General features: G+C 72.2%; 28 protein-coding genes. 9 read left to right on the forward strand and 19 right to left on the reverse strand.

Going from position 1 to position 23,571, the window contains the following annotated elements:
* Nucleotides 1-3: 3 nt before the first annotated feature.
* Nucleotides 4-1,110, forward strand: a complete 1,107-nt coding sequence (locus KME80_RS26060; protein WP_219508806.1) for a citrate synthase 2 — start codon at nt 4-6, stop codon at nt 1,108-1,110.
* Here KME80_RS26060 and KME80_RS26065 read toward each other — a convergent pair.
* The gene (locus tag KME80_RS26065) at nt 1,041-3,689 is read right to left on the reverse strand and encodes a type 1 periplasmic-binding domain-containing protein (RefSeq protein ID WP_219508808.1); all 2,649 of its coding nucleotides are present in this window, start codon (nt 3,687-3,689) and stop codon (nt 1,041-1,043) included. The two genes, KME80_RS26060 and KME80_RS26065, sit on opposite strands and share 70 nt — an antisense overlap.
* 189 nt (nt 3,690-3,878) lie before the next feature.
* On the opposite strand from KME80_RS26065, the gene serC reads away from it, so the two are divergent.
* The gene (gene serC, locus KME80_RS26070; protein ID WP_219508810.1) at nt 3,879-4,988 is read left to right on the forward strand and encodes a phosphoserine transaminase; all 1,110 of its coding nucleotides are present in this window, start codon (nt 3,879-3,881) and stop codon (nt 4,986-4,988) included.
* Between the two features lie 9 nt (nt 4,989-4,997).
* Here serC and KME80_RS26075 read toward each other — a convergent pair whose 3' ends face one another.
* The 4 genes from KME80_RS26075 to KME80_RS26090 all read right to left on the reverse strand — a co-directional run bounded on the left by KME80_RS26075 (nt 4,998) and on the right by KME80_RS26090 (nt 7,652).
* Nucleotides 4,998-5,615: a rhomboid family intramembrane serine protease gene (locus KME80_RS26075; RefSeq protein WP_219508812.1), complete on the reverse strand. Its 618-nt coding sequence runs from the start codon at nt 5,613-5,615 to the stop codon at nt 4,998-5,000.
* Nucleotides 5,616-5,718: 103 nt separating this feature from the next.
* Nucleotides 5,719-6,483 carry a crotonase/enoyl-CoA hydratase family protein gene (locus KME80_RS26080; protein ID WP_219508813.1) on the reverse strand — a complete coding sequence of 255 codons (765 nt, stop codon included), beginning with the start codon at nt 6,481-6,483 and terminating at the stop codon, nt 5,719-5,721.
* Nucleotides 6,484-6,491: 8 nt separating this feature from the next.
* Nucleotides 6,492-7,265, reverse strand: a complete 774-nt coding sequence (locus KME80_RS26085) for an SDR family NAD(P)-dependent oxidoreductase (RefSeq protein WP_219508815.1) — start codon at nt 7,263-7,265, stop codon at nt 6,492-6,494.
* 48 nt (nt 7,266-7,313) lie between these two features.
* The gene (locus KME80_RS26090) at nt 7,314-7,652 is read right to left on the reverse strand and encodes an STAS domain-containing protein (protein ID WP_049563214.1); all 339 of its coding nucleotides are present in this window, start codon (nt 7,650-7,652) and stop codon (nt 7,314-7,316) included.
* A 74-nt stretch (nt 7,653-7,726) separates the two neighbouring features.
* Here KME80_RS26090 and KME80_RS26095 point away from each other — a divergent pair, with 74 nt between their 5' ends.
* Entirely contained in the window at nt 7,727-8,761 is a 1,035-nt protein-coding gene (locus KME80_RS26095; protein ID WP_219508816.1) for a potassium channel family protein, read from the forward strand.
* Here KME80_RS26095 and KME80_RS26100 read toward each other — a convergent pair.
* The 4 genes from KME80_RS26100 to KME80_RS26115 form a co-directional block, all read right to left on the reverse strand.
* Nucleotides 8,737-9,483 (reverse strand): energy-coupling factor ABC transporter ATP-binding protein, encoded by a 747-nt coding sequence (locus KME80_RS26100; RefSeq protein ID WP_219508818.1) that lies wholly within the window; start codon nt 9,481-9,483, stop codon nt 8,737-8,739. The two genes, KME80_RS26095 and KME80_RS26100, sit on opposite strands and share 25 nt — an antisense overlap.
* Nucleotides 9,480-10,235, reverse strand: coding sequence for a cobalt ECF transporter T component CbiQ (gene cbiQ / locus KME80_RS26105; RefSeq protein WP_219508819.1), 756 nt, complete (start codon nt 10,233-10,235; stop codon nt 9,480-9,482). Before cbiQ ends, KME80_RS26100 begins: the two co-directional genes overlap by 4 nt.
* 20 nt (nt 10,236-10,255) lie before the next feature.
* Nucleotides 10,256-11,272 carry an energy-coupling factor ABC transporter permease gene (locus tag KME80_RS26110; protein WP_219508820.1) on the reverse strand — a complete coding sequence of 339 codons (1,017 nt, stop codon included), beginning with the start codon at nt 11,270-11,272 and terminating at the stop codon, nt 10,256-10,258.
* 73 nt (nt 11,273-11,345) lie between these two features.
* Complete coding sequence (locus KME80_RS26115; RefSeq protein WP_219508821.1) at nt 11,346-13,172, reverse strand: glycosyltransferase family 2 protein; 1,827 nt, start codon at nt 13,170-13,172, stop codon at nt 11,346-11,348.
* A 313-nt stretch (nt 13,173-13,485) separates the two neighbouring features.
* Between KME80_RS26115 and KME80_RS26120 the strand changes: the two genes are divergently transcribed.
* Nucleotides 13,486-13,866, forward strand: coding sequence for a hypothetical protein (locus KME80_RS26120; protein ID WP_219508822.1), 381 nt, complete (start codon nt 13,486-13,488; stop codon nt 13,864-13,866).
* Nucleotides 13,867-13,991: 125 nt separating this feature from the next.
* On the opposite strand, the gene KME80_RS26125 is transcribed toward KME80_RS26120, so the two are convergent.
* Both KME80_RS26125 and KME80_RS26130 read right to left on the reverse strand, forming a co-directional pair.
* Nucleotides 13,992-14,132, reverse strand: coding sequence for a hypothetical protein (locus KME80_RS26125; protein WP_219508823.1), 141 nt, complete (start codon nt 14,130-14,132; stop codon nt 13,992-13,994).
* Between the two features lie 126 nt (nt 14,133-14,258).
* Complete coding sequence (locus KME80_RS26130) at nt 14,259-14,828, reverse strand: CGNR zinc finger domain-containing protein (RefSeq protein ID WP_219508824.1); 570 nt, start codon at nt 14,826-14,828, stop codon at nt 14,259-14,261.
* Between the two features lie 73 nt (nt 14,829-14,901).
* Between KME80_RS26130 and KME80_RS26135 the strand changes: the two genes are divergently transcribed.
* The 4 genes from KME80_RS26135 to KME80_RS26150 all read left to right on the forward strand — a co-directional run bounded on the left by KME80_RS26135 (nt 14,902) and on the right by KME80_RS26150 (nt 17,405).
* Entirely contained in the window at nt 14,902-15,654 is a 753-nt protein-coding gene (locus KME80_RS26135; protein ID WP_219508826.1) for a class I SAM-dependent methyltransferase, read from the forward strand.
* A gap of 20 nt (nt 15,655-15,674) precedes the next feature.
* The gene (locus tag KME80_RS26140; protein WP_219508828.1) at nt 15,675-15,887 is read left to right on the forward strand and encodes a PLDc N-terminal domain-containing protein; all 213 of its coding nucleotides are present in this window, start codon (nt 15,675-15,677) and stop codon (nt 15,885-15,887) included.
* A 105-nt stretch (nt 15,888-15,992) separates the two neighbouring features.
* Complete coding sequence (locus KME80_RS26145) at nt 15,993-17,045, forward strand: serine/threonine-protein kinase (RefSeq protein WP_219508830.1); 1,053 nt, start codon at nt 15,993-15,995, stop codon at nt 17,043-17,045.
* Entirely contained in the window at nt 17,046-17,405 is a 360-nt protein-coding gene (locus KME80_RS26150; protein ID WP_219508831.1) for a hypothetical protein, read from the forward strand. It begins immediately after the preceding gene.
* On the opposite strand, the gene KME80_RS26155 is transcribed toward KME80_RS26150, so the two are convergent.
* The 7 genes from KME80_RS26155 to KME80_RS26185 all read right to left on the reverse strand — a co-directional run bounded on the left by KME80_RS26155 (nt 17,317) and on the right by KME80_RS26185 (nt 22,682).
* On the reverse strand, nt 17,317-17,502 hold the full coding sequence (locus KME80_RS26155) for a DUF5708 family protein (RefSeq protein ID WP_219508832.1): 186 nt from the start codon (nt 17,500-17,502) through the stop codon (nt 17,317-17,319). The two genes, KME80_RS26150 and KME80_RS26155, sit on opposite strands and share 89 nt — an antisense overlap.
* A 90-nt stretch (nt 17,503-17,592) precedes the next feature.
* The gene (locus tag KME80_RS26160; protein ID WP_219508833.1) at nt 17,593-18,144 is read right to left on the reverse strand and encodes a dienelactone hydrolase family protein; all 552 of its coding nucleotides are present in this window, start codon (nt 18,142-18,144) and stop codon (nt 17,593-17,595) included.
* A gap of 21 nt (nt 18,145-18,165) precedes the next feature.
* Entirely contained in the window at nt 18,166-19,158 is a 993-nt protein-coding gene (locus KME80_RS26165) for an NAD(P)-dependent alcohol dehydrogenase (protein ID WP_219508834.1), read from the reverse strand.
* Nucleotides 19,159-19,218: 60 nt separating this feature from the next.
* Entirely contained in the window at nt 19,219-19,878 is a 660-nt protein-coding gene (locus KME80_RS26170) for a response regulator (protein WP_219508835.1), read from the reverse strand.
* A complete protein-coding gene (locus tag KME80_RS26175) occupies nt 19,875-20,981 on the reverse strand; it encodes a sensor histidine kinase (RefSeq protein WP_308125937.1) in 1,107 nt (368 codons plus the stop codon). Before KME80_RS26175 ends, KME80_RS26170 begins: the two co-directional genes overlap by 4 nt.
* Nucleotides 20,982-21,028: 47 nt before the next feature.
* Complete coding sequence (gene bla, locus KME80_RS26180; protein WP_219508836.1) at nt 21,029-21,907, reverse strand: class A beta-lactamase; 879 nt, start codon at nt 21,905-21,907, stop codon at nt 21,029-21,031.
* A gap of 97 nt (nt 21,908-22,004) precedes the next feature.
* Complete coding sequence (locus KME80_RS26185) at nt 22,005-22,682, reverse strand: hypothetical protein (RefSeq protein ID WP_219508837.1); 678 nt, start codon at nt 22,680-22,682, stop codon at nt 22,005-22,007.
* 82 nt (nt 22,683-22,764) lie between these two features.
* On the opposite strand from KME80_RS26185, the gene KME80_RS26190 reads away from it, so the two are divergent.
* On the forward strand, nt 22,765-23,226 hold the full coding sequence (locus KME80_RS26190) for a flavodoxin family protein (RefSeq protein ID WP_219508838.1): 462 nt from the start codon (nt 22,765-22,767) through the stop codon (nt 23,224-23,226).
* Nucleotides 23,227-23,275: 49 nt separating this feature from the next.
* Here the strand turns inward: KME80_RS26190 and KME80_RS26195 are convergent, their stop codons facing one another.
* Nucleotides 23,276-23,545, reverse strand: a complete 270-nt coding sequence (locus tag KME80_RS26195) for a hypothetical protein (protein WP_219508839.1) — start codon at nt 23,543-23,545, stop codon at nt 23,276-23,278.
* Nucleotides 23,546-23,571 lie beyond the last annotated feature (26 nt).

The raw sequence follows: 23,571 nt of genomic DNA on the forward strand, positions 1-23,571 counted from the left end.
AGAATGTCCGACTTCAAACCCGGCCTCGAAGGCGTCGTAGCTTTCGAGACCGAGATCGCGGAACCGGACAAAGAAGGGGGCGCCCTTCGATACCGGGGCGTCGACATCGAGGAGCTGGTCGGCCGTGTCCCCTTCGGGCATGTGTGGGGCCTGCTGGTCGACAACAAGTTCCAGCCGGGCCTGCCCCCGGCGGAGCCGTACCCCATCCCTGTCCATTCCGGTGACATCCGAGTCGACGTGCAGAGCGCGCTGGCCATGCTGGCCCCCGCCTACGGCTTCAAGCCGCTGCTCGACATCAGCGACGAGGAGGCGCGCGACCAGCTCGCCCGCGCCTCCGTGATGGCCCTGTCCTTCGTGGCGCAGTCGGCGCGTGGCCTCGGCCTGCCGATGGTGCCGCAGAGCCGGGTCGACGAGGCCAAGACCATCGTCGAGCGTTTCATGGTCCGCTGGCGCGGTGAGCCTGACCCCAAGCATGTCAAGGCCATCGACGCGTACTGGACCTCCGCCGCCGAGCACGGCATGAACGCCTCCACCTTCACCGCCCGCGTCATCGCCTCCACCGGCGCGGACGTGGCCGCGGCGCTGTCCGGGGCGGTCGGCGCCATGTCGGGCCCGCTCCACGGCGGCGCCCCGGCGCGCGTGCTGCACATGATCGAGGGCGTCGAGCAGCTCGGCGACGCCAAGAAGTACGTGCAGAGCGAGCTCGACAAGGGCAACAGGCTCATGGGCTTCGGACACCGCGTCTACCGCGCCGAGGACCCGCGGGCCCGCGTGCTCCGCCGCACCGCCAAGGAGCTCGACGCGCCTCGCTACGAGGTCGCCGCGGCCCTTGAGCAGGCGGCCCTGGAGGAGCTGCACGCCCGCAAGCCCGACCGGGTGCTGGCCACCAACGTCGAATACTGGGCCGCCGTGGTCCTGGACTTCGCCGAGGTGCCCTCGCACATGTTCACCTCGATGTTCACCTGCGCCCGCACGGCCGGCTGGGCCGCGCACATCCTGGAGCAGAAGCTCACGGGCAGGCTGGTGCGCCCGAGCGCCAACTACATCGGCCCCGCGTCGCGTCCGCTCAGCGACGTGCCCGGCGCCGCCGAGGTCGCCGGCACCATCTGACGCCCTCCCTGACGGCCCGCCGGTCCGACCGGCGGGCCGTTCGCGTCGTCCGCCCCGCGCAGGGCGCGGTCGGGGCAGTCGGCCAGGCTCGGCCCCACCTCGGTGAGCCTGCCGCACACGCCGACGAGCTTCGGCTCCTGGCCCACCTGGATGAGCATGACCGGCTTGCCGGCCGACTCGTGCAGCTCCCTGCCACCGGTGAACTCGATCACCCCGGTGGTCCCGTACTGCGTGCCCATCGTGCTCAGCCCGAACAGGACCGTGCCCTTGTCCGGCACCGGGCCGGGGGCGGCGGCGATCGCGAGCCCGAGGGCGAGCGCGGCGTCGTGGGCGAGCATCGCGTGCAGCCGCGACGGCTGCGCGTCCTTGCCGATCAGCCGTTGGATGCGCCCGATCTGGGCTTTTCCTCCCTGGCCCTCGCCGCCCGTGACGTGGTCCCAGACCTTCTCCCACGCCAGCGTGACGTAGTGCAGGCGCAGGTTGGGGTGGTCCTTGAGCCTCTGGTGGTTGTCCTGGACGTACTTGGTGACGTCGTCGGAGGCCAGCACGTGGTGGATGCGGGACTGGCTGCACCCCTCGTCGACGCCCTGGACGAAGGTGACGAAGTCGTCGCCCCTGCCGGTGTAGTAGATGAGGTCAGGCTTGCCCGCGCACGCCTTCTTCACCTGGGCCTTGAGCTGACGCCCGCCCGTGTACGACAGGCTGGTGACGCCGGCCTCGCCGAAGGCGTCGCGGAAGCCGGCGGCCAGGTCGGCGCTGTAGAGGTCGCCCTCGGTGACGTCCTCCAGCAGCGTCACCTTCTTGGCGGCGGGCAGCCCGCCGGTGCCCGCCCTGACCCACGCCGCCGACGCCCTGGCCTCGCGCCCGTTGTTGGCGGCCATGCGGAAGAAGTACGGCGACGGCACCCGCTCGTGCTGGCCGAGCTCGTCGGCGGTGCCGACGGTGACCATGACGGGCAGCCCGGCGGTGTTGAGCACCGCGATGGCCTCCTGGTTGACCGCGCGGCTCTGCGCCATGCCGATCACGCCGACGATCGGCGCGCCCGACTCCAGCCGGTCGACGACCTGCCGGGCGAGCGTCACGGACTTCCTGAACGCCTTGCCGGGGTTGCCGAGCAGCACGCGCATCTTGGGCCGGTCGCCGCTCTGGGCGTTGTAGTCCTGCTGGTAGGCGGCGATCCCGTACAGCTCGCCGTGGGAGCCCGCCAGCAGGGCGTCCGGCGCGCCGGTCATCGGGCCGATGTAGACGATCTCCACGTAGCGGCCGCTGTCGACGGCCTTGACGTTCTCGGCCGCGATGCGGGCGATGGGGGTCTTCAGCCGGTCGTGGAAGACGTAGCCGCCGTCGCTGATGCCGACGCACTCGCCGAGCTCGTCCCGCAGCACGTCGGGGGCCTGGCAGTAGGTCATGGCGGAGTTCCACACGTACAGGCCGGACGCGATCAGCGGCACGACCAGCAGCGCCACCATGATCGTCCAGTAGGCGCGCACCCGCTTGTGCCCCGCCACCGGCGCGAGCGGGGCCGCCCGCCGGTCGTCCCCGGCCGTGAGGTCGACGCCCTCGATCACCAGGTACGCGGGCCCGTGCCGGTGGCTGACCCGGCGCAGCCACTCGTGGTGCGCCTCCTCGTCGCCGTCCGCGCCCGTGACGCGCACCGTGCGCACGTCGCGCACCAGCCCGGGCGACTCGGGGCCGGAGGTGACGACGAGCAGCGGGTCCCACTGCGCGTTGCGCTCGCGCACCTCGTGCAGGCGGCCGAGGAACGCCGCCGCGGCCGTGTCGGCGGCCGTGACGCCCTTCAGGTAGAGCACGCAGTGGTAGGCACGCGCCCACGCGGGCCACAGGAACAGCCTGCGGCGCCTGTACGCCTGCCTGAGGTCCTCCAGGAAGGCGCCGACCAGCAGACGCTCCAGCTCCTCGTCCGACGCCCTGGCGGCCAGCCTGCTCGCGTACGCGGGCAGCCGCTCCCACGGCGTGCGCTGCTGCGCCGCCTGCTTGCGGAACCACGAGCTGCGCACGTGGGTGCGGGCCAGCACGGCCGCGTGCCCGACGGCCACCACGACGCCGGCCGCGACGCTCACCCCCCACGCCAGCAGCGTGGTCGCCTGGCCGAGCCAGGTGCCGATCACCGACGCCGCCGGGATCCAGCCGGTCAGCGACCTGCCCAGGTAGTCGAGCATGACCACCCTCGGGCGGTCGTCAGGGGGCCCGCCCCGGCCCGGCCGGTCCTCGGCCAGCGCCCGCTCCATGTCGGGGATGGCCACCTCGCCGAGCTCCCGCCGGCGCAGCACCAGCAGCACGAAGCCGGTGAGCTGGAACCTGATCCTCGGCAGCCCGCGCGGTCCGGTGCGCTCGCCGAGCTTGGCCACCGCCTGCTTCACCAGGTCGGGCACGCCCGAGTAGACGGCCGGCGAGAAATAGGGCACCGGCTGCCCGTCGGGCACGATGAGCGGCTCCAGGTCGCCCTCACCCGTCAGGAACACCGACACCTGCGGCAGCGACCGGTCGCGCCGCCAGGGGGCGGGTCGCCGGATGAGCCTGCCGAACAGGTGCCGGAGGAACGTGCGGACATCGGCCATGCGTCGCTCCCTGGCGGTCGCCCCCCGACGATCCACTCCTTTGTCGACATACTGCCGTAAATCTCATGGAGTGATGTGTCCAGCCGCCCCCGCCGGAGCCCTCCCACGCTCCAAGGGGTGGTCGTTTCACCATTTCTCAGCATCCGGACCCGGGACCAGGGAATCTCGGCGGCTGGATACCCTTGTCTGGTGGCTGACATCGTGATTCCCGCTGACATCAAGCCCGCCGACGGCCGCTTCGGCTGCGGGCCCTCGAAGGTGCGCACCGAGCAACTGGCCGCCCTCGCCGCCTCCGGGGCGAGCCTCATGGGCACCTCGCACCGCCAGAAGCCGGTCAAGAACCTCGTCGGCCGCGTGCGCTCCGGCCTGGCCGACCTGTTCTCGCTGCCCGAGGGCTACCAGGTCGTGCTCGGCAACGGCGGCACCACCGCCTTCTGGGACATCGCCGCCTTCGGGCTGATCCGCGACCGGTCGCAGCACCTGTCGTTCGGCGAGTTCTCCTCGAAGTTCGCGACCGTGGCCAAGAAGGCCCCGTGGCTGGGCGAGCCCTCGGTCATCAAGTCCGAGGTCGGCACCCACCCCGAGGCGGTCGCCGAGGACGGGATCGACGTCTACGCCCTCACCCACAACGAGACCTCCACCGGCGTGGCCATGCCGATCCAGCGGGTCGGCGGCGACGACGCGCTCGTGCTGGTCGACGCCACTTCCGGCGCCGGCGGCCTGCCCGTCGACGTGTCGGAGACCGACGTCTACTACTTCGCCCCGCAGAAGAGCTTCGCCTCCGACGGCGGCCTGTGGATCGCGATCATGTCGCCGCGCGCCCTGGCCAGGGTCGAGGAGATCGCGGGCTCGGGCCGCTACGTGCCGGAGTTCTTCAGCCTGCCGATCGCCATCGACAACTCGGCCAAGGACCAGACCTACAACACCCCGGCCGTGGCCACGCTGTTCCTGCTGGCCGACCAGCTCGACTGGATGAACGGCAACGGCGGCCTGGCCTGGACCACGTCCCGCACGGCCGACTCGGCGCAGCGCCTCTACACCTGGGCCGACAAGTCGTCCTTCGCGACGCCGTTCGCGGCCCCCGAGTTCCGCTCGCAGGTGGTCGGCACCATCGACTTCGCCGACTCCGTCGACGCCGCCGAGGTGGCCAAGGTGCTGCGCGCCAACGGCATCGTCGACACCGAGCCCTACCGCAAGCTGGGCCGCAACCAGCTTCGGGTGGCGATGTTCCCGGCGATCGACCCGGCCGACGTCGAGGCCCTGACGGCCTGCATCGACCACGTGGTCGAGCGCCTCTAGCCTGCGACGTCAGACGAGTGGCCTGGGCTGCTGCCTGCGCAGCACCCAGGCCGCCACCACACCGCCGACCAGCCCGAACAGGTGGCCCTGCCAGGAGATCCCCGGCTGATTGGGCAGCACGCCCGCGAGGATCGACCAGTAGGCGATGCCGACGCCGATCGCGATGACGATGTCGAGCAGGAGCCGGTCGAACAGGCCCCGGGCCAGGATGTAGCCGAAGTAGCCGAACACCAGCCCGCTGGCGCCCACGGTGACCACGTCGGGGCTGGTGAACCAGGTGCCCACGCCGCCGATGACGATGATCAGCAGGCTGGCCAGCAGAAACTTGCCGATGCCGCGCAGCGCGGCCAGGAACCCGAGGACCAGCAGCGGCAGCGAGTTGGCGATCAGGTGCCCGAAGCCGATGTGCAGGAACGGCGCGAAGAAGATCCCCGACAGTCCCGCCGGCTCCCAGCCGACGATGCCGAAGCCGTCCAGGGCGCCGAACATGAAGTAGTCGACGATCTCCACCGCCCACATGACCGCGAGCAGGCCCACCATCAGGAGGAACGCGGCCAGCGCGCCCGACAGCAGCGCCCCCGCGCCGCGCTTGGCCGACTCGAACGGGGACCTCGAATAGTCGCTCATGCGCTCTCCCAGGTGGACGACTCCCTTTTTACCGTACGTACGAACCGGCCCGAGTGCGTGAAAAGCCCCCTCCCGGGCGGGAGGGGGCTGGGTCGTCCGCGGGCTATTCGCCCTTCCACTGCGGAGCGCGCTTCTCGGCGAAGGCCGCCGCGCCCTCCATCGCGTCCTTGGAGCCGAACACCGGGTTGATGATCGCGCCCTGCCGCTTGAACATCTCGTCGAGCGGCCAGTCCTGCGACTCGATGATCACCTTCTTGGTCGCGGCGAGCGCCAGCGGCGCGTTCGCGGCGATCTTGCGAGCCAGCTCCAGCGCGCCTTCCAGCGCCTGTCCCGGCTCGGTGATCCGGTTGACCAGGCCCAGCTCGTACAGCCGCGAGGCCGGGTAGTGGTCGCCGGTCAGCGCCATCTCCATCGCCACGTGGTACGCGATCCGCCTCGGCAGGCGCATGATGCCGCCCGCCCCGGCCACCAGGCCGCGCTTGGGCTCCGGCAGGCCGAACGTGGACTCCGACGAGGCCACGATCACGTCGCACGACAGGGCCAGCTCGAAGCCGCCCGCCAGCGCGTAGCCCTCGACGGCCGCGACGATCGGCTTCTTCGGCGGCGACTCGGTCAGGCCGCCGAAGCCGCGTCCCTCCACGACCGGCATGTCGCCCGTCAGGAACCCCTTCAGGTCCATGCCCGCGCAGAAGGTGCCGCCCGCGCCGGTCAGCACGTACGCGGAGACGTCGGGGCGGGCGTCGAGCGCGTCCAGCGCCTCGGCGATGCCCCGGGCCACCGCGCCGTTGACGGCGTTGCGCGCCTTGGGGCGGTTGATGGTGAGCACGGCGACGCCGCCGGACTCCTCGACGAGCACTTCGTCGGACACGGGCCCTCCTACTTGGGCTGGAAGCGGATGCCGCCGTCGAAGCGGATGACCTCGGCGTTCATGTAGTCGTTCGCCACCAGGGAGCGCACCAGGTGGGCGAACTCGCCGGCGCGGCCCATGCGCTTGGGGAACACGACCGGCGCCACCAGCTTGGCCTTGAACTCCTCGGCGTTGCCCGAGAAGCCGTAGATGGGGGTGTCGATGATGCCGGGGCAGATCGTGTTCACCCGGACGCCGATGGCGGCCAGGTCGCGGGCGGCGGGCACGGTCATGCCGACGATGCCGCCCTTGGAGGCGCTGTAGGCGAGCTGACCGGTCTGTCCCTCCAGCGCGGCCACGGACGCGGTGTTGATCACCACGCCGCGCTGGCCGTCCTCGTCGACCGGCTCGGTCTTGGCGATGGCCGCCGCGCCGATGCGCATGAGGTTGAACGTGCCGATCAGGTTGACCTCGATGACCTTGCGGTAGGTCGCCGGGTTGTGCGGCTCGCCGTTGCGGTTGACGGTGCGCTCGGCCCAGCCGATGCCGGCGCTGTTGACCAGCACGCGCAGCGGCTTGCCGGTGGCGACGGCCGCGTCCACGGCGGCCTGCACCTGCTCGTCGTCCGACACGTCGGTCTTGACGAAGACCCCGCCGAGCTCGTCGGCCAGGGCCTTGCCGCGCTCCTCGTTGAGGTCGGCGATGACCACGGTGGCGCCGGCGCGGGCCAGCTCGCGGGCGGTGGCCTCGCCGAGGCCGCTCGCACCGCCGGAGATGATTGCTGCGGATCCGTTCACGTCCATAGCACGGACCCTAACCCGGCTACCGAATGAAGTTCTACTCGGGGGCGGTTAAATTCCCCCCACGGCGCTGTCCACATCCGAATAGACCTTGATCCGCCGGTCGAGCCCGGTCGTGCGCAGGATGCGCGCCACAGGCGCCTGAGGGGCCGCCAGCGACACCCCGCCGCCCTCGCCGGTGGCCAGCCGCCAGGCCTCGATGAGCACCGAGAGCCCGCTGGAGTCCATGAACGACAGCTGCTGGAGGTCGAGCACGAGCCGGGCGCTGTCCTGCTTGATCGCGTCGCGCACCTCGTCACGGAGGAACGGTGCGGTGAACAGATCGAGCTCCCCCGCAACGGCCACCACCACGGCGTCACCGAGGGCGTGTCGCGCAAGCCGCAGCTTCATTTGGCCCCTCCTCGATGAGCCACTGTACTTCCCCTTGCCCTGATACCGGGCACGCACAAACTACGATCACCGGTATGCATGAGGATGAGCCGGCACGGGGTGTCCGCCTGCCCGAGGCCCGTCTCAGCCCGCTGCGCGCCGTACTGCGCCGGATGGCGATCGCCCTGGCGATGCTGCTCGCCATGTTCGTGCTGGTAGCGGTGGATCTCGACGGCTACCGCGACAGCGCCGACGGCGACGTCAGCCTGCTCGACGCCCTCTACTACGTGACCGTGTCGATCTCCACGACCGGCTACGGTGACATCACCCCGGTCAGCACGGCGGCCCGGGTCGTCAACATCGTCGCCGTCACGCCGCTGCGGATCGCCTTTCTGGTCGTGCTCGTGGGCACCACGCTGGAGGTGCTCACCCGGCGCACCCGCGAGGCCATACTCATCGAACGCTGGAGGGGCAGGTTGCGCGACCACACGGTGATCGTCGGCTACGGCACCAAGGGCCGCGCCGCGAGCCGCACGCTGCTGGAGAACGGCTGCCCCAAGGAGTCGATCGTCGTGGTCGACCCCGATCCGGGCGTCGTCGCCGAGGCGTCGGCCCACGGCTTCGCCGGGATCACCGGCGACGGCAGCCGCAGCCACATCCTCGACCTCGCCGGGATCAGACAGGCGCGCGAGGTGATCATCGCCACCCGGCGCGACGACACGACCGCCCTGGTCACGCTCACCGCCCGCAGCCTCAACCCGGGCGCGACGATCGTGGCCGCCGTCCGCGAGGCCGAGAACGACCCCCTGGTCCGGCAGAGCGGCGCCGACGTGGTGATCACCTCCTCGGAGGCGGCCGGCCGCATGCTCGGCGTCGCCACCCAGAGCCCCGCCGTCAGCGCGCTGATCGAGGACCTGCTCGTGTACGGCAAGGGCCTGGACCTGTACGAGCGGCCGGTGCGCGCCGACGAGGTGGGCGGCCCGCCAGCCCGCGGCGAGGAGATCGCGGTGGCCGTGGTGCGCGACGGCCGGATGCTCAACTACACCGATCCTGAGGCCGCCGAGCTGCGGGCGGGCGACCGCCTGGTGCTCATCCACGTGCCGCCTCAGCCCGGGATGGCGAACCCGTAAGGCAGCTCCAGCCGGTGGCGGGCCAGCAGCGCCTCGTCGGCCAGCAGCTCGCGGGTGGGCCCGTCGGCGGCGATCACCCCGTCCGACAGGATGAGCGAGCGCTCGCACAGCTCCAGCGCGTACGGCAGGTCGTGGGTGACCATGAGCACGGTCACGTCCAGCGAGCGCAGGATCTCGGCCAGCTCCCTGCGGGCCGCCGGGTCGAGGTTGGACGACGGCTCGTCGAGCACCAGGATCTCCGGCTCCATCGCCAGCACGGTCGCCACCGCGACCCGGCGGCGCTGGCCGAACGACAGGTGGTGCGGCGGCCGGTCGGCGGCCTCCAGCATGCCGACGCGCTCCAGCGCGCTCTTGACCACGGCCTCCAGCTCCTCGCCGCGCAGCCCCGAGTTGGCCGGGCCGAACGCCACGTCGTCGCGCACGGTGGGCATGAAGAGCTGGTCGTCGGGGTCCTGGAAGACCAGGCCGACGCGCTGCCTGATCTCCTTGAGCGTGTCGCGGCGCACCGGCGTGCCGGCGACCGTCACCGTGCCGTGCCCGGCCGTCAGGATGCCGTTGAGGTGCATGACGAGCGTGGTCTTGCCGGCGCCGTTGGGGCCGAGCAGCGCCACCCGCTCGCCGCGCCGGATCGTCAGGTCCACGCCGTAGAGGGCCTGCGTGCCGTCGGGGTAGGCGTAGGCGAGGCGGCTGACTTCGAGGGAGTTGACCGTGGGTCGCGTCATAGGGAGAGCCCCAGAACTGCCAGGGCCGCGGCGGGGAGGGCGAGTGCGGCCCCCCACTGCACGGCAGATGCCGAAATATCGTCAATTATCGGCATCTGGCCGCTGTAGCCGCGGCTGAGCATCGCCAGATGCACCCGCTCGCCGCGCTCGTACGACCGGATGAACAGCGCCCCCGCCGACCGCGCGATCACCGGGGCCTGCCGCAGGTTGCGCGCCTCGAACCCGCGCGACTCCCGGGCGACCCGCATCCGCCGCATCTCATCCATGATCACGTCCAGGTAGCGCAGCATGAACATGGCGATCTGCACCAGCAGCCCCGGCACCCGCAGCCGCTGCGCCCCGAGCAGCAGCGCCCTCGGCTCGGTCGTCGCCGCCAGCAGGATCGAGGCCACCACGCCGAGCGTCGCCTTGGCCAGGATGTTCCAGGCCGCCCAGAGCCCCGGCACGCTCAGCGACATCCCGAGCACCACGGTCCGCTCCCCCAGCCCGATGACCGGGATCAGGAACGCGAACAGCACGAACGGCAGCTCGACCACCATGCGCCTCGGCACGTACGCGACCGGGAGCCTGGCCACGGCCGCCACCCCGGCCAGCAGCAGCGCGTACGCGGCGAAGGCCCAGAACCGCTCGCGCGGCGTGGCCACCACCACCAGGGCGAAGCACAGGACGGCGAGCAGCTTGCACTGCGCGGGCAGCCGGTGCACCCGCGAGCCGCCCGGCAGGTAGAGCCGGTGCGCGTGCCCCGATCCCACCGGCTCCACCGCCTCCCGACTCAGACCCGTGTGCGGTCGCGCCCGCGCGCGGCCCAGGCCACGACCCCGGCGACGAGCAGGGTGATGCCGACGCCGATGATTCCCGCGACGCCCACGGGGATGCCGCCGACCTCACCGTAGTCGGCCAGCGCCCAGGTGCCGAACAGGTGGTCGGCCGCCTGCCCCAGGAAGCCCTTCTCCTCGGCCACCGACTCCAGCCCGTCGGGGTCGGCCGAGGCGTAGGACGACACCAGCCCGGCCAGCACCAGCGTGACGCCGAGCGCGCCGAGCACGAACGGCTTGCCGCCCCGGGCGGGCGCCGGCCGCCCGGCGGTCTCGGGCTCCTGGCCCACGATGGTCGTGCCGTCGGCGCCGCGCAGCTCCAGCGGCCTGGACAGGCCCCGCGCGCCGTACACCAGGTCGGGCCGGACCGCGAGGACGGCGCCGACGGTGAGCGCGGTGATCAGGCCCTCGCCGATGCCGATGAGCACGTGCACGCCGCCCATCGCGGCCGCGACCGTGCCGAGCTCGATCGGCGCGGTGCCGCCGACCCAGAACAGCACGGTGAACACCAGCGCGGAGGCCGGCACCGACAGCAGCGAGGCGACGAACGCGGCGGCGGTCACCCCGCCCCGCCCCGGCGCGACCCTGGTGATCGCCCGGAAGACGCCCCAGCCGACGAGCACGGTCACCAGGCCCATGAGCGTGATGTTGACGCCCAGCGCGGTGAGCCCGCCGTCGGCGAAGAACAGCCCCTGCACGATCAGCACCACGGCCATGCACAGGACGCCTGTGTAGGGTCCGACGAGTATCGCCGCCAGCGCCCCGCCGAGCAGGTGGCCGCTGGTCCCGGCCGCGACGGGGAAGTTGAGCATCTGGACGGCGAAGATGAAGGCGGCCACCAGCCCGGCCATGGGCGCGGTGCGGTCGTCGAGCTCGCGCCGGGCGCCGCGCAGGCAGACCGCGACTCCCGCGGCGGCCACCACCCCGGCCGACACGGACACTGCTGCGTTGAAGAAGCCATCGGGGACGTGCACGACCAGCCTCCGGATGCAGGTGAACAAACGTACCTACTTTAGGTCATCGTCTTGCACCTGCATATGGATGGCATTAGCGCATGATTCTTCGGATCACCGCCCGCGCGCTGAGCTGCCGCACCACCGTGCTCAACCGGCCCTTGCCGGACGTCGCGTACGGGCGGACGCTCAGCAGCGCGATCCCGCCCAGCCAGCGGCGCGGCGCGGCGACCGTCGCGGCCTCGGTCTCGATCCTGAACCGCGCGGGCGGGCCGCCCAGGTCCAGCTCCAGGTAGGCGTCCCAGGTGCCGGGCGGCAGCCTGCCCACCGCCGGCCGGGCCACGAAGCCGCCGCCGGGCAGCGCCGCCACCACGTCGGCGCGCTCGCGCCCGCTGCCGCGCTCGCGCCACACCAGCCGCCGCACGGCCTCCTCGGGCGGCACACCGCCGGCGACCGTGATCTCGCCGTCGATCACCAGCCGCCGCCCGAGCGACCACCTGGTCCTGGTGATGCGCACGCTCCCCGGCACCCCCACCACGTAGCCGCCGACGTCGACGCTGAGGTTGCCGTTGTCGCGCGTGAAGTACGGCAGCACCGCCGCCGCACCGATCAGCCGGGGCGCCGGGAGCACCAGGGCGCCGTCGCGGTCGGCGCCCAGCCTGCCGGTGCGCAGCACGCCCTCGCGCTCGGCCGACACGCGCACGTCCCAGATCCCGGAGCCGAGCGCCCGCGCGTCGACCCGGGCGGTGTAGCGGCGGCCGGGCTCGGCGCTCTCGCCCGGATCGCCCGGCCGGGCGCGCACCACCAGCTCGCGCCGGGGGTCGTCCCGGGTGCGCAGCACCAGCGACACCGCGTCGGGCACGCCGATGCCCTCCAGGTCGACCGCCACCGTGACCGCCAGCCGGTCGCCGTCCCAGCACAGCCCGGTCAGCTTCCGGCGCACGGTGGCGCCCTCCAGATCGGCCAGCCGCGCCAGCCGGTCCACGTCGCCGAGCGCCGCCAGCCGCTGCCGGTCGGTGCCGGTCAGCCCCCGGTAGACGCCCGGCGTGAGCCACTGGTCGCACAGCCCGGCCACGGCCTGCGCGATCTCCTTGCGCCGCACCTCCCCCGCCTCCAGGAAGGGTGCGCCGAGCTGCGCGAACACGTCGAGCCTGAAGTGGCGCAGCAGCAGATGGTCGCGGAGCGGCCCCGGCGGGACGTGGTCGGTCATGAGCCCGATCGGCCCGCGGATCATGTGCAGCCAGGCCAGCGGGTCGCGGCTGTCGGGCTGCTGCATGATGCTGCTGCCGTCGGCCCTGGCCACCAGGTGGTAGCAGTCGTAGTCGGCGACCACCGAGATCGTGCCCGCGTGGCAGTAGGCGTGCACGGTGAAGTAGATGTCCTCGCCGACCAGCAGGCCCTCTCGGAACCTGATCCGGTGGCGCTCCAGCATCTCCTTGCGGAACAGCTTGAAGCAGCTCAGGCTGTTGTAGACGGCGCTGGCGCCCAGCTCGGCGCGGTCGGCGTTGTGGTGGAACATCGACGCCGGGGCCCGCCGCCCGTGCCCGACGATCTTGCCGAGCACGATGTCGGAGCCGTTGGCGTCGGCCACGGCCACCATGCGCTCCAGCGCCTCGGGGCCGAGGTAGTCGTCGGCGTCGCAGAAGAACACGTAGCGGCCCGCCGCGTGGTCGAGCCCGACGTTGCGGGGGCGGCCCGCGCCACCCGAGCCTTCGAGCCGGATCACCTTGAAGCGGTCACGGTGGTATTCGGCGTAGAGGCCGAGAAGCTCGGCCGTCCCGTCGGTGGAGCCGTCGTCGACCACGACGATCTCCGCGGCCACCCGCTGCACGAGCGCCGAGGTGAGGCACCGGTCCAGGTACGGCCTGCAGTTGCGGGCGGGGATGACGATGCTCACGTCCACCGTGTCGTCCTTCACCATGGCCACCACCAACCCGCACCCCGGAGCGTCACCATCCGCATCCGCCTCGTATCAGTATGTGACCGCCGGCCCCGGCGGCGTGGGCGATCGCCAGTCTTGGTGCCCCTGATTTACTCAGCCGGACGATTGCCGCATTCACTCGATAAACCCAGGTAAGACGACTAAGCGTCGTATTTGACCCCCACCGAATCGGCTTCAGGGGCGCTGTTTTCCCCCTCGGGAGAAGAGAAGTCCTCCGGGGGCACAGACCCGTACCTCCAGAATCCGAGCGTGATCCACGGATCGCGATTGCGCGTCTACAGTGAGGCAACCTTTGACGGTGGAGGTGGCGGGTATGGAAACAGATCTCCGGCGGACGGCAGGCAACGGGTCGGCCGTGCACACGGCAGAGTTCATCGTTTCCTCAGCGCGACTGGGAGAGCTCTTCGAGTGCTCCGAAGTGTTGCGCCGGACCCGGCAACGGGCCGAGCAGATCGTCGACGACGCAGGGGCCATGCTGGCCGAGGCCCGGCGCGAGGGCGATGCCGACCGGGCGCTCATGCTGGCCGAACAGCTCGACGAGGCACGGCGGTCCTACGCCAAGGTGCTGGAGGCGTACATGATCCTGACGCGCAGGATCAGCGACGAGCGGCAGGAGATCCTCCAGGCCCAGATAGAACGCGACAAGCATGCGGACTTGTCGGGTGCCGCCTGATTTCTCAGTGGAGATGGCCATTTATAGACTTGTGTGAACCTTTGTGACGTGGGGGACGTCAATACATCACAAAGCGGGCTCCAGCTCCCCGGGCCGCCCCCGGGGAGCTGGAGCAGGGGGATCCGTCACGGATCGACACCCAGCTCTTCGGTCTCGGCGTCGAGCAGCCGCTCCACGAGCTGGCGCCGCTGCTCGGGAGTGAGGCGCACCGGCCACACGGCAGGCAGCATCAGCACGTCGCCGTTCGACATGCCGACCAGGTTCACGGGGAATGGTGGGGAGGGGGTCACAGTGGCGCCATTCTGGCACGTCAGAAGGGCGCACGAGCCTTATTCGCGTCCTCTTTCCTGGCTGGCACTCCAGGCCGGGATGATATTTCCGGATGTGTCGGGCTAGACAGTCTTGCTGCGCGCTCTGAATGCCGCGGTCTTGACCCGGTTCTGGCAAGGAGTTGAACAGAACCGGCGCGTTCCGTTACGCGAGACGTCCACGTAGACCCGATCGCAGTGCGGCGCGGTGCACACCCCGAGCCGGTCGTGAAACTCGCTCCCCAGCACCAGCGCCAGCCCGGTGGCGCAGCTCGCCGCCCAGTCGCCCGCCATCGTGCCGCCGGTGCCGTGGAAGTGCAGGTGCCACGGCTCGCCGTCGTGCCGCTGCAGCATCGGCCTGGCCCGCGACTCCTCCAGCAGCGCGTTGACCCGCAGCGCCGCCGTGTCCACGTCGTCCGCCGCCACGGCCTCGAAGACCTCCCGCAGCCGCAGCGCGACGGCGACCAGCTCGGCCGCCTCGGCCTCGGTCGCCGGGCGGTGGCTCGGATAGCCGACGCGCAGCCCCTCGGTGGCCGCCGCGGCGGTGTCGGCGGGCGGCGGCGCGGGCCGGCCACGCCGCTCGCCCGGGGTCAGGCTGTTGACCAGCCCGACGGCGACCCGGACCACTCCGTCCGTGTGACTGTTGAAGTTCAATTGACCAGTTACACCTTTGCGCTCTAGTCTGTGACTGCTGAAAGCATAAACGACAGTCACAAGGAGACCTACTGTGCTCACCCACGATGCCGCACTCGCCTGGCTCGCGCGCTGGGACCGCCAGCAGGCGGGCTACCTGCCCGACCGCGAGGAGCGCTTCACCGCCCTGATCGACGCCATGGAGGTGCTCGACCGGCCCGACCCCCTGGTGATCGACCTCGGCTGCGGCCCCGGCTCGCTGTCCGCCCGCCTCGTCGAGCGGCTGCCCAAGGCCCGGGTGATCGCCGTGGACGCCGACCCGCTGCTGCTCGGACTCGGCCGCGCCGCCTACCCGCACCTGACGTTCGTGGCCGCCGATCTGCGCACCCCCGGCTGGACCGCCACGCTCGGCCTCGACCGCCCCGCCGACGCCGCCGTGAGCACCACCGCCCTGCACTGGATCTCCCCGCCCGACCTGCGCGCGATGTACTGCGAGCTCGCGAGCGTGCTGCGGCCCGGCGGTCTTCTGCTCAACGGCGACCACCTCGACTCCGACGACGTCACCCCCGGCCTGGCCCGCCTCGAACGCGCCATCCACGACACCCAGACCGAGCGCGTCTTCGCCGGCGACCACCCCGAGGACTGGCGCGCCTGGTGGGACGCGGTGGCCGCCGACCCCGACCTCAGCGCGCTCAACGCCGAGCGGACCACCGCCGGCGCCGACCACCGCGGCTCGGAATCCAACCTGCTCTCCCACCACGTCACGGCGCTGCGCGAGGCCGGATTCAGCGAGACCGGCACGCTGTGGCAGCGCGGCAACAACCGCCTGCTCTGCGCCATCCGATAGCGTGATTTATCATCACGTTCATGGCGAAACAGTGGCGTGAGCTGAGCAAAGGGCAGCGGACGGCGATCGGCGGGCTCACGGGCGCGCAGCTCGCCCTCCTGGGCGCGGCGCTGATCGACCTCCAGCGCCGGCCCGCCGCCGAGATCAAGGGCTCCAAGCGGGCCTGGCGCGCGGCGGTCTTCGTCAACTTCGCCGGCCCGCTCGCCTACTTCGCCTTCGGCCGCAAGCGCTGACCACCGCCCGCCGCGACGCGGGTATCCCTTCTCCGATTGCCCTGCCGGTGCCTCCCTTCGCCGATTGCCCTGCCCACGCCGGGGGGATCTTGATATAAGAGCTGGATGGTCTCCGCCCCCCGGCCCCTGAGCCAGTCCGACCCGGCGCGCGTGGGCGCCTACCAGGTGGAGGCCCTGCTCGGCGAGGGCGGCCAGGGCGCCGTCTACCTCGGCCGCGACCCGTCAGGCCGGCCGGTGGCGATCAAGGTGCTGCACGCCCGGCTCGTCGCCGAGCACCGCCGCCAGTTCGTCCGCGAGCTCGACGCCGCCCGCAGCGTCGGCTCGTTCGGCACGGCACGGGTGCTCGAAGCCGATGTCGACGGCGACCGGCCCTACATCGTCAGCGAGTACATCCCCGGCGAGTCGCTTCAGCAGCTCATCAGCCGCGACGGCCCCCGCGACGCAGGCGGGCTGCGCCGTCTCATGCTCGCCACCGCCGCCGCGCTGCAGGCCATCCACCAGGCCGGGATCGTGCACCGCGACTTCAAGCCGGGCAACGTGCTGCTCGGCCCCGACGGGCCCCGGGTGGTCGACTTCGGCATCGCCCGCGTGCTGGAGGCGACGGCGACCCAGACCAGCTCCGTCGTCGGCACCCCGCCGTACATGTCGCCCGAGCAGCTCGGCGGCGAGCCGGTGGGGCCGGAGTCGGACGTGTTCTCCTGGGCCGTGTCGATGGTGTTCGCGGCGACGGGCCGGCCGGCGTTCGGTCAGGACAGCATCCCGGCGGTGTTCAACCGCATCCTGACCCAGCCGCCCGACCTCACCGGGGTCCCGCAGGATGTACGGGACGTGCTGGCCGACTGCCTGGCCAAGTCGCCGGCCGACCGCCCGACGGCCGGCGAGCTGCTGCGCCGCATCCTGGGCCAGGACGAGGAGGCCGCGCCCGCCCGCCGCGCCGGCCGTCCGGTGACGTGGGCGTTCGTCATGCAGATGGCCGCCGTCGTCGTCACGCTCGTGGTGGCACTCGCCGCCGACTACGGCCACGAGCCCGATCCCGGGGGCGGCTTCTCGCCGGCGCCGTTCCCGTGGGTGGCGAGCGGGGTGCCGTTCTGGCCGATCATGTTCGTCTGGATCGCCGGCGGGGTGGCGGCGGTCCTCTTCCTGAGGAGGCGCGGCTAGATGGAGGTGACGACGCTCGTCCTGATCCTGGCCGTGTGCGCCGTCCTGGCCTGGATCGTCCTCGCGCGCGGGCGTGACTTCCTGGCCCGCAACCGGCTCCTGACGGCGGTGGCGGTGCTGCCGCTGCAACCCCTGCTGGGCCTCGGCCTGGTGGCGCTGGTCGTCACCCGGTGGGACGTGCTGGAGATCAGGGGGATCGCGCTGGGCCTGGTCGCCTACGTCAACGGGCTGGTCGGCTTCGCCCTGACCACGGCGGTGCAGGACCGGCGGCTCAGGACTCGGCGCGCATCCGGTAGAGGCCCCACAGCGCCTCCAGCGCGCCGATCACCATCATCACCACGCCGATCTTCGACGGGTTGAACACCACGATCTCGACATCGAGCCCGAACTGCCACAGCAGCAGCCCGCCGACGAAGACGGCGAGGCCGGTGAACAGGTTCTTGCGGCCGGGAGCCATGACGGAGCCTCATTTCGATCATGCCTGCTGAGGTCTCCTACGCTATTGACTCCCTGGTGGGCGGGCTTCCTGCGCGCTGACGAGATCGGCCTACATCTTTCGATGCAGGAACGCCAGCGCCCGCTCGGTGAGCAGCTTGGCCGCGCCCGTGTCGTAGGAGGGCAGGCTGCTGTCGGCGAACAGGTGACGCCCGCCCGGATAGAGGAACAGCTCCGCGCCGAGCGCCCTGGCGGCGTCGAGATCGCCCTCGCCCGCGAAGAACGGGTCGGCGTCCATCCCGTGAACCTGGACCGGCACCTCGGCGGGCCAGTCGTCGGCGGGCAGGCACGCCTCCAGCAGCAGCGCCCCCTTCGCCCCGGCCCTGGTGCGCGCCAGCGTCTGCGCCGGGACCACGCCCAGCGAGAACCCGGCGTAGACCAGCTCCGGGGTCAGCCCTTCGGCGACGGCCCGCCCGCGCTCGACGAGCGTGCCGAAGCCGATCTCCTGCGCGTGCGAGGCCCCCGCCTCCAGGTCGTCGAAGACGCGGCCCTCGTAGAGGTCGGGCACGTGCACGGTGTGCCCGGCCCCGCGCAACTCGTCGGCGAAGGCCAGCACCCCCGGGGTCAGCCCGAGCGCGTGGTGGAACAGCAGCACGTCAGTCATGCGGCCCAGCATGTCCTACGGCTACGACAATCCGCTGACGACGACCTTGCCCGTGACGCGTCCCTGCTCCTGGTAGCGGACCGCCTCGGGGATCTCCTCGAACCGGAAGCGCCGGTCGATCACCACCCTGACCTCGCCGCCCTCGACGAGCGCGGCCAGCGTCCGCAGGTTCGCGCCCATCTCCTTGCAGCCCACCACGTCCACCAGCGCCACCCGCTGCGACACGAACGGCGCCACCGCCAGGAGCGCGAACATGCGCCCGGCCGGCTGCAGCCACCGCCCGCCCGGCCCGCCGACGAGCACGTGGACGCCCTTGCGGGTGAGCGCCCTGCGGCACTCGGCGCCCGTACGGCCGCCTGCGTTGTCCACCAGCACGTCGTAGCGTCCCTCGTGGCCGGTGAAGTCCTGCTTGGCCCGGTCGAGGACCTCGTCGGCGCCGAGCGACCGGACCAGGTCCAGGTTCCGCTCGCCGCACACGCCGGTGACGTGCGCCCCGTACGCCTTGGCGAGCTGCACCGCGAACGTGCCGACGCCGCCCGACGCGCCGTTGACCAGCACCCGCTGCCCCGGCCGCACCCGGCCCACGTCGCGCACCGCGAGCAGCGCGGTCCCGGCGGCCAGCGGCAGCGCCGCCGCCTCCTCGTACGACAACCCTGCGGGCATCGGCGCGAGATCCTTCTCCGGTACGCACACGTACTCGCCGAAGCCGCCCTGCTGGGGCATGGCGAACACGTCGTCGCCCGGCCGGAAGCCGGTGACGCCGGGGCCGATGGCCTCGACCTGCCCGGCGACGTCGGCGCCGAGCACGGTGATCTTCGGCCCGCGCAGCCCCAGCGGGCCGGGCATCAGCCGGGACACGCGCGGCTCCCCGCGCATGAGGTGCCAGTCGTAGGGCTGGACGGACGTGGCGCGCACGCGGACCAGCACCTCTCCGTGCCCCGGCACCGGGGTGGGCAGCTCGGTGAGCTGCAGGACGTCGGGCGATCCGTACGAACGTAAGACGTATGCCTTCATGTCCCACAGTGTGGGCGGGGCACCCTGAGGGGGGTAACGGCCGAAAGGACCAGCGCCTCGTCAGCCCATCGGCCGGTTCCCCGCCCGGTTCGTCTCGTACGCCCACATGGCGATCTCGACGCGGTTGCGGACGCCGAGCTTGGTCATCAGGTTCGCGACGTGGCTCTTCACCGTGCTGAGCGTGATGCGCAGCTCGTCGGCGATCTCGCTGTTGGTGCGCCCGCGCGCCACGGCGGCGAGGATCTGCTCCTCGCGGTCGGTCAGCGGCTCGACGGGCGGCGCGGGCGGCGCGGCTCCGGCGAAGGCGGCCAGCAGCCGCACGGTGACGCTCGGCGCGATGAGCGCGTCGCCGCCCGCCGCGGCCCGGACCGCCTGCGTGAGCAGCTCGGTCCCGGCGTCCTTGAGCAGGAAGCCGCGCGCGCCGGCCCGCAGCGCGGCGTGCACGTACTCGTCCAGGTCGAACGTGGTGATGACGACGACGGCGAGCGGGTCGGGGACGTCCGGCCCGGCGAGGGCGCGGGTCGCCTGGATGCCGTCCAGGTAGGGCATCCGGATGTCGAACAGGCACACGTCGGGCCGCAGCCGCCGCGCCAGCTCGACGGCCCGCCGCCCGTCGCCCGCCTCGCCGACGACCTCGATGCCGGGCTGGGCGTCGAGGATCATCCGGAGCCCGGTGCGGGTGATCTCCTGGTCGTCGGCGACCAGCACGCGGATGCTCACGTGGCCGCCTCCGCCCGGGGCAGCACCGCCGACACCGTCCAGCCGCCGTCGCCGGGCCCGGCCTCGAAGCTGCCGCCGAGCAGCTCGGCGCGTTCGGCCATGCCGAGCAGCCCGTACCCGGGGGTGGCGGCGGGCCCCGGCTCGCCGTCGTCGCTGACCCGCAGCCGGACCGACGTGTCGTCGGCGGTGACCCGGATCGCGATCCGGGTGGCGTCGCGGGCGTGGCGCCGGGCGTTGGTGACCGATTCCTGGGCGATGCGGTAGATCGCGGCGGTCGTGGCCGGCTCCAGGCCGTCGAGGTCGCCTGCCAGCTCCACCTCGACGCGCGGTCCGCCCCGGGCTTCGGCGAGCTGTTCGAGGTCCGCGAGATGCCCGGTGGGCGGGGGCTCGCCGGGTTCGTTCCGGCGCAGGACGCGGACCATCGCCCGCATCTCCTTGAGCGTGCGCGACGCCTCCGCCTCGATCACGCGCAGCGACTCGGCCGCCGCGTCGGGCGTGCCGGTCGCCAGCCCCGCCTGCGCCCTGATCGCCATGGCCGAGACGTGGTGGGCGACGGTGTCGTGCAGGTCGCGGGCCAGCCGCTCACGTTCGAGCAGCTTCACCCGGTCGAGCTCGCGCGCCCGCGCCCCGGCCCGGTAGCGGAACGCCACGCCGAGCGCCACCACCGCCACCATCAGCGAGAACGCCCCCACCGCGTCGGCGAGCGGGGTCCGCGCCGGCACCGTCGAGTAGCCGATCGACGCCAGCATGACGACCAGCCCCGCGACCGCCTCCCGCCCCGACCCCCACCGCACCAGCGCGTAGGGCAGGAGCAGCAGATAGGCCATCGTGTACGTGGACGTGTCGCCGCCGGCCACCAGCGGCGCCAGCCCGGTGACGCCGAACGCGATCACCAGCATCAGCAGCGGCCGGGTCCGCCGCCACAGCAGCGTCGGCACCAGCCCGACGGCCACGACGATCGACGCGGCCCGCCACGGCAGGTCCGGCCGCAACAAGCCTTCGAGCAGCGCGACCGGCGCGAGCACCCCCACGAGCACCCAGTCCCGCCACACCCGCCGGGGCGGGTCGACCGGACGCGGCTCGTCCCACATGGAACGACGCACCCCGCCATCGTACGGACGGCAGCCGGTTTCCGGCACCTCGGGATTTGTCAGAGTTTGCCGAGGGCGCGGGCCAGCGCGGTGGCCGTCCTCGCGATGGTCCGGTTGTCGGTGGGCAGGCCCGGCGTACGGTTCGTGTAGATCGCCATGATGATGGGCGCGGCCCCCTTGCCGGGCCAGACGACGGCGATGTCGTTGCCGCCGCCGAACCCGCTGGAGTTGGTCCCGGTCTTGTCGCCGACCTTCCAGCTCCGGGGCAGCCCGGCGCGGATGCGCTCGGCGCCGGTCTTGTTGGCCAGCAGCCAGGCGACGAGCTGCTCGCGGTCCTTGGCGTGCAGCGCGTTGCCCGTCGTGAGCAGGCGCAGGTCTCGCGCCATCGCCGCGGGCGTCGTGGTGTCGCGCTTCTCCTTGGGCGTCCAGTCGTTCAGCCCGGGGTGCGTGCGGTCCATGCGCGAGACCGGGTCCCGCAGCGTGCGGAAGTAGCGGGTCAGCCCGGCGGGGCCGCCGATCTGCCTGAGCAGCAGGTTGGAGGCGGTGCCGTCGCTGCGCGTCACCGCCGCCGCGCAGAGCCGGGAGACGGTCAGGCCGTGCTTGAGATGCTTCTCGGTGACCGGCGAGTTCGGCGTCATGTCGGCGGCCGTCCACTTGACGACCTTGCCCATCAGCCCCGGCTGGCCGGTGCGCGCCTTCTGCAGCACGGCCGCGCACAGCGGCGCCTTGAACGTCGACAGCATCGCGAACCGCTCGTCCGCCCGGTACGCCACGGTCCTGCCGGTGCCCGTGTCGACCGCGTACGCGCCGATGCGGCCCTGGAACGACGCCTCCAGCCTGCGCAACTCCTTCGCGACCTGACCGGTGTCCGCCGACGCCGTGCCCGTGACGCCGCCGCTGACCAGAAGAACCGCCAGCGCGGCCCGGAGATATCGCATGCCTTCATCCTCTCGCGCCCGGCGCGGAACCGGACGACGGGTCAAACGGGGGGTCGGGCGCGGGTTGCACGGGGGCCAGGCGGGGTGGGACGCGGGGTCAGACGCGTTCTTCGTGCGACTGGTCGGCCACCTGCTGCGCGCCGGAGTACGCCGCCTCCCGCACCTCGCTCAGCCATCCGGCCTGCCGCATCCCCGGCACGGGACGGCGTACGGGATCGAAGCGGGTCGGCCGCTCGGCGTCGGTCCGCGCTGGACCGGCCACCTCCACCTGCCCGAACACCTCCCACGGCCCCGCCGGGGCCGCGACCAGCAGATCCAGCAGCAGCGGCCCGTCAGCCACCGCCCGGGCGAGCGCGTCGAACCTGGCCGGCAGCCGCCGTCCCGCCCTCGGCAGCGCGCCGATCAGCACCCGCCGCCCGCCCACCTCGTACGAGAACAGCGAGCTGTAGAGGCCGGGCGCCCACGCCCGGGCCGGCCTGAGCAGGCGCCGCCCGAGCACGGTGTGACCGGTGCTGGCCAGCAGCAGGTCGGACTGCTCCCAGCGCAACGCGATCCCCAGGATGTCGGGCAGCGGTGGCGGCACCCCCGTGGACCGGGAGAACCGGGCGATCCCCTCCAGATCCATCCGCCGGTCGAGGAACTCCGCCCCCCACACCCGGCCCGTCCCGTGCACGCGCAGCCGCGCGTCGAGGACGAGCCCGGCCGGATGCAGCGGACGTCCCCGTCGCAGGCGCGCCGCGGCGCCGAACCCTGACCGCACGAGCGATGTCACCATGCACCCCCTGCTACCCCGCACTCCCCTCCGGAACCCCCCGCCTCCCGCTGACCACGGCACGCGGCGTGAAAGTATCGGCAGCGTGTCGCAAGAAGCCCGCCGGCTGCTGATCGTCCACCACACCGCCTCGCCCACGCTGCACGAGCTCTTCGAGGCCGTGCGGCGCGGCGCCACCACCGACGAGATCGAGGGCGTCGAGGTCGTCACCCGCGCCGCCCTGCACGCCACCGCCGTCGACGTGCTCCAGGCCGACGGGATCCTGCTCGGCACCCCGGTCAACATCGGCTACATGAGCGGAGCGCTCAAGCACTTCTTCGACACCGTCTACTACCCGTGCCTGGAGGAGACCCGCCGCCTGCCGTACGGCCTGTACGTGCACGGCAACAACGACCCGGCGGGCGCGGTCCGCGCGGTGGAGTCGATCGCCACCGGGCTCGGCTGGGAACGCGCCCACCACCCGGTCACCGTCGTCGGCGCCCCGGCCAAGGCCGACCTCGAAGCCTGCTGGACCCTGGGCGCCACCCTCGCCGCCACCATCAGCTAACGCTCAACCCGCCACCCATAGCTCTCCAGCCGCCGGCTCGGGTCTGCCGTCAGGAGTCGCCCCACGGTGGGGTGGATTGGGCGTCCATGAAGGTCTTGAGCTGCTTGACCTTGTCGACGCAGGCGGGGCAGACGTGGCGCGCCACCGCCCTGGCCGCGGCCTCCGGGGAGGGCTCGCGCAGGGCGCCGGAGATCGTCATGCCCAGCGGAAGGTTGGTGTCGGGGTCCATCATGACCGTCATGACGGTCGCGGGCGTGTAGCCGAAGGTGCGCTTGCACATGTGGCATCTGCCGATGGTCGTGATCTGCTCGTCAGCCATGGAGCGTCGCCCTCCTCCACCGCACC

The organism is Nonomuraea ceibae, assembly GCF_019396325.1.
Classification (GTDB): Bacteria; Actinomycetota; Actinomycetes; order Streptosporangiales; family Streptosporangiaceae; genus Nonomuraea; species Nonomuraea ceibae.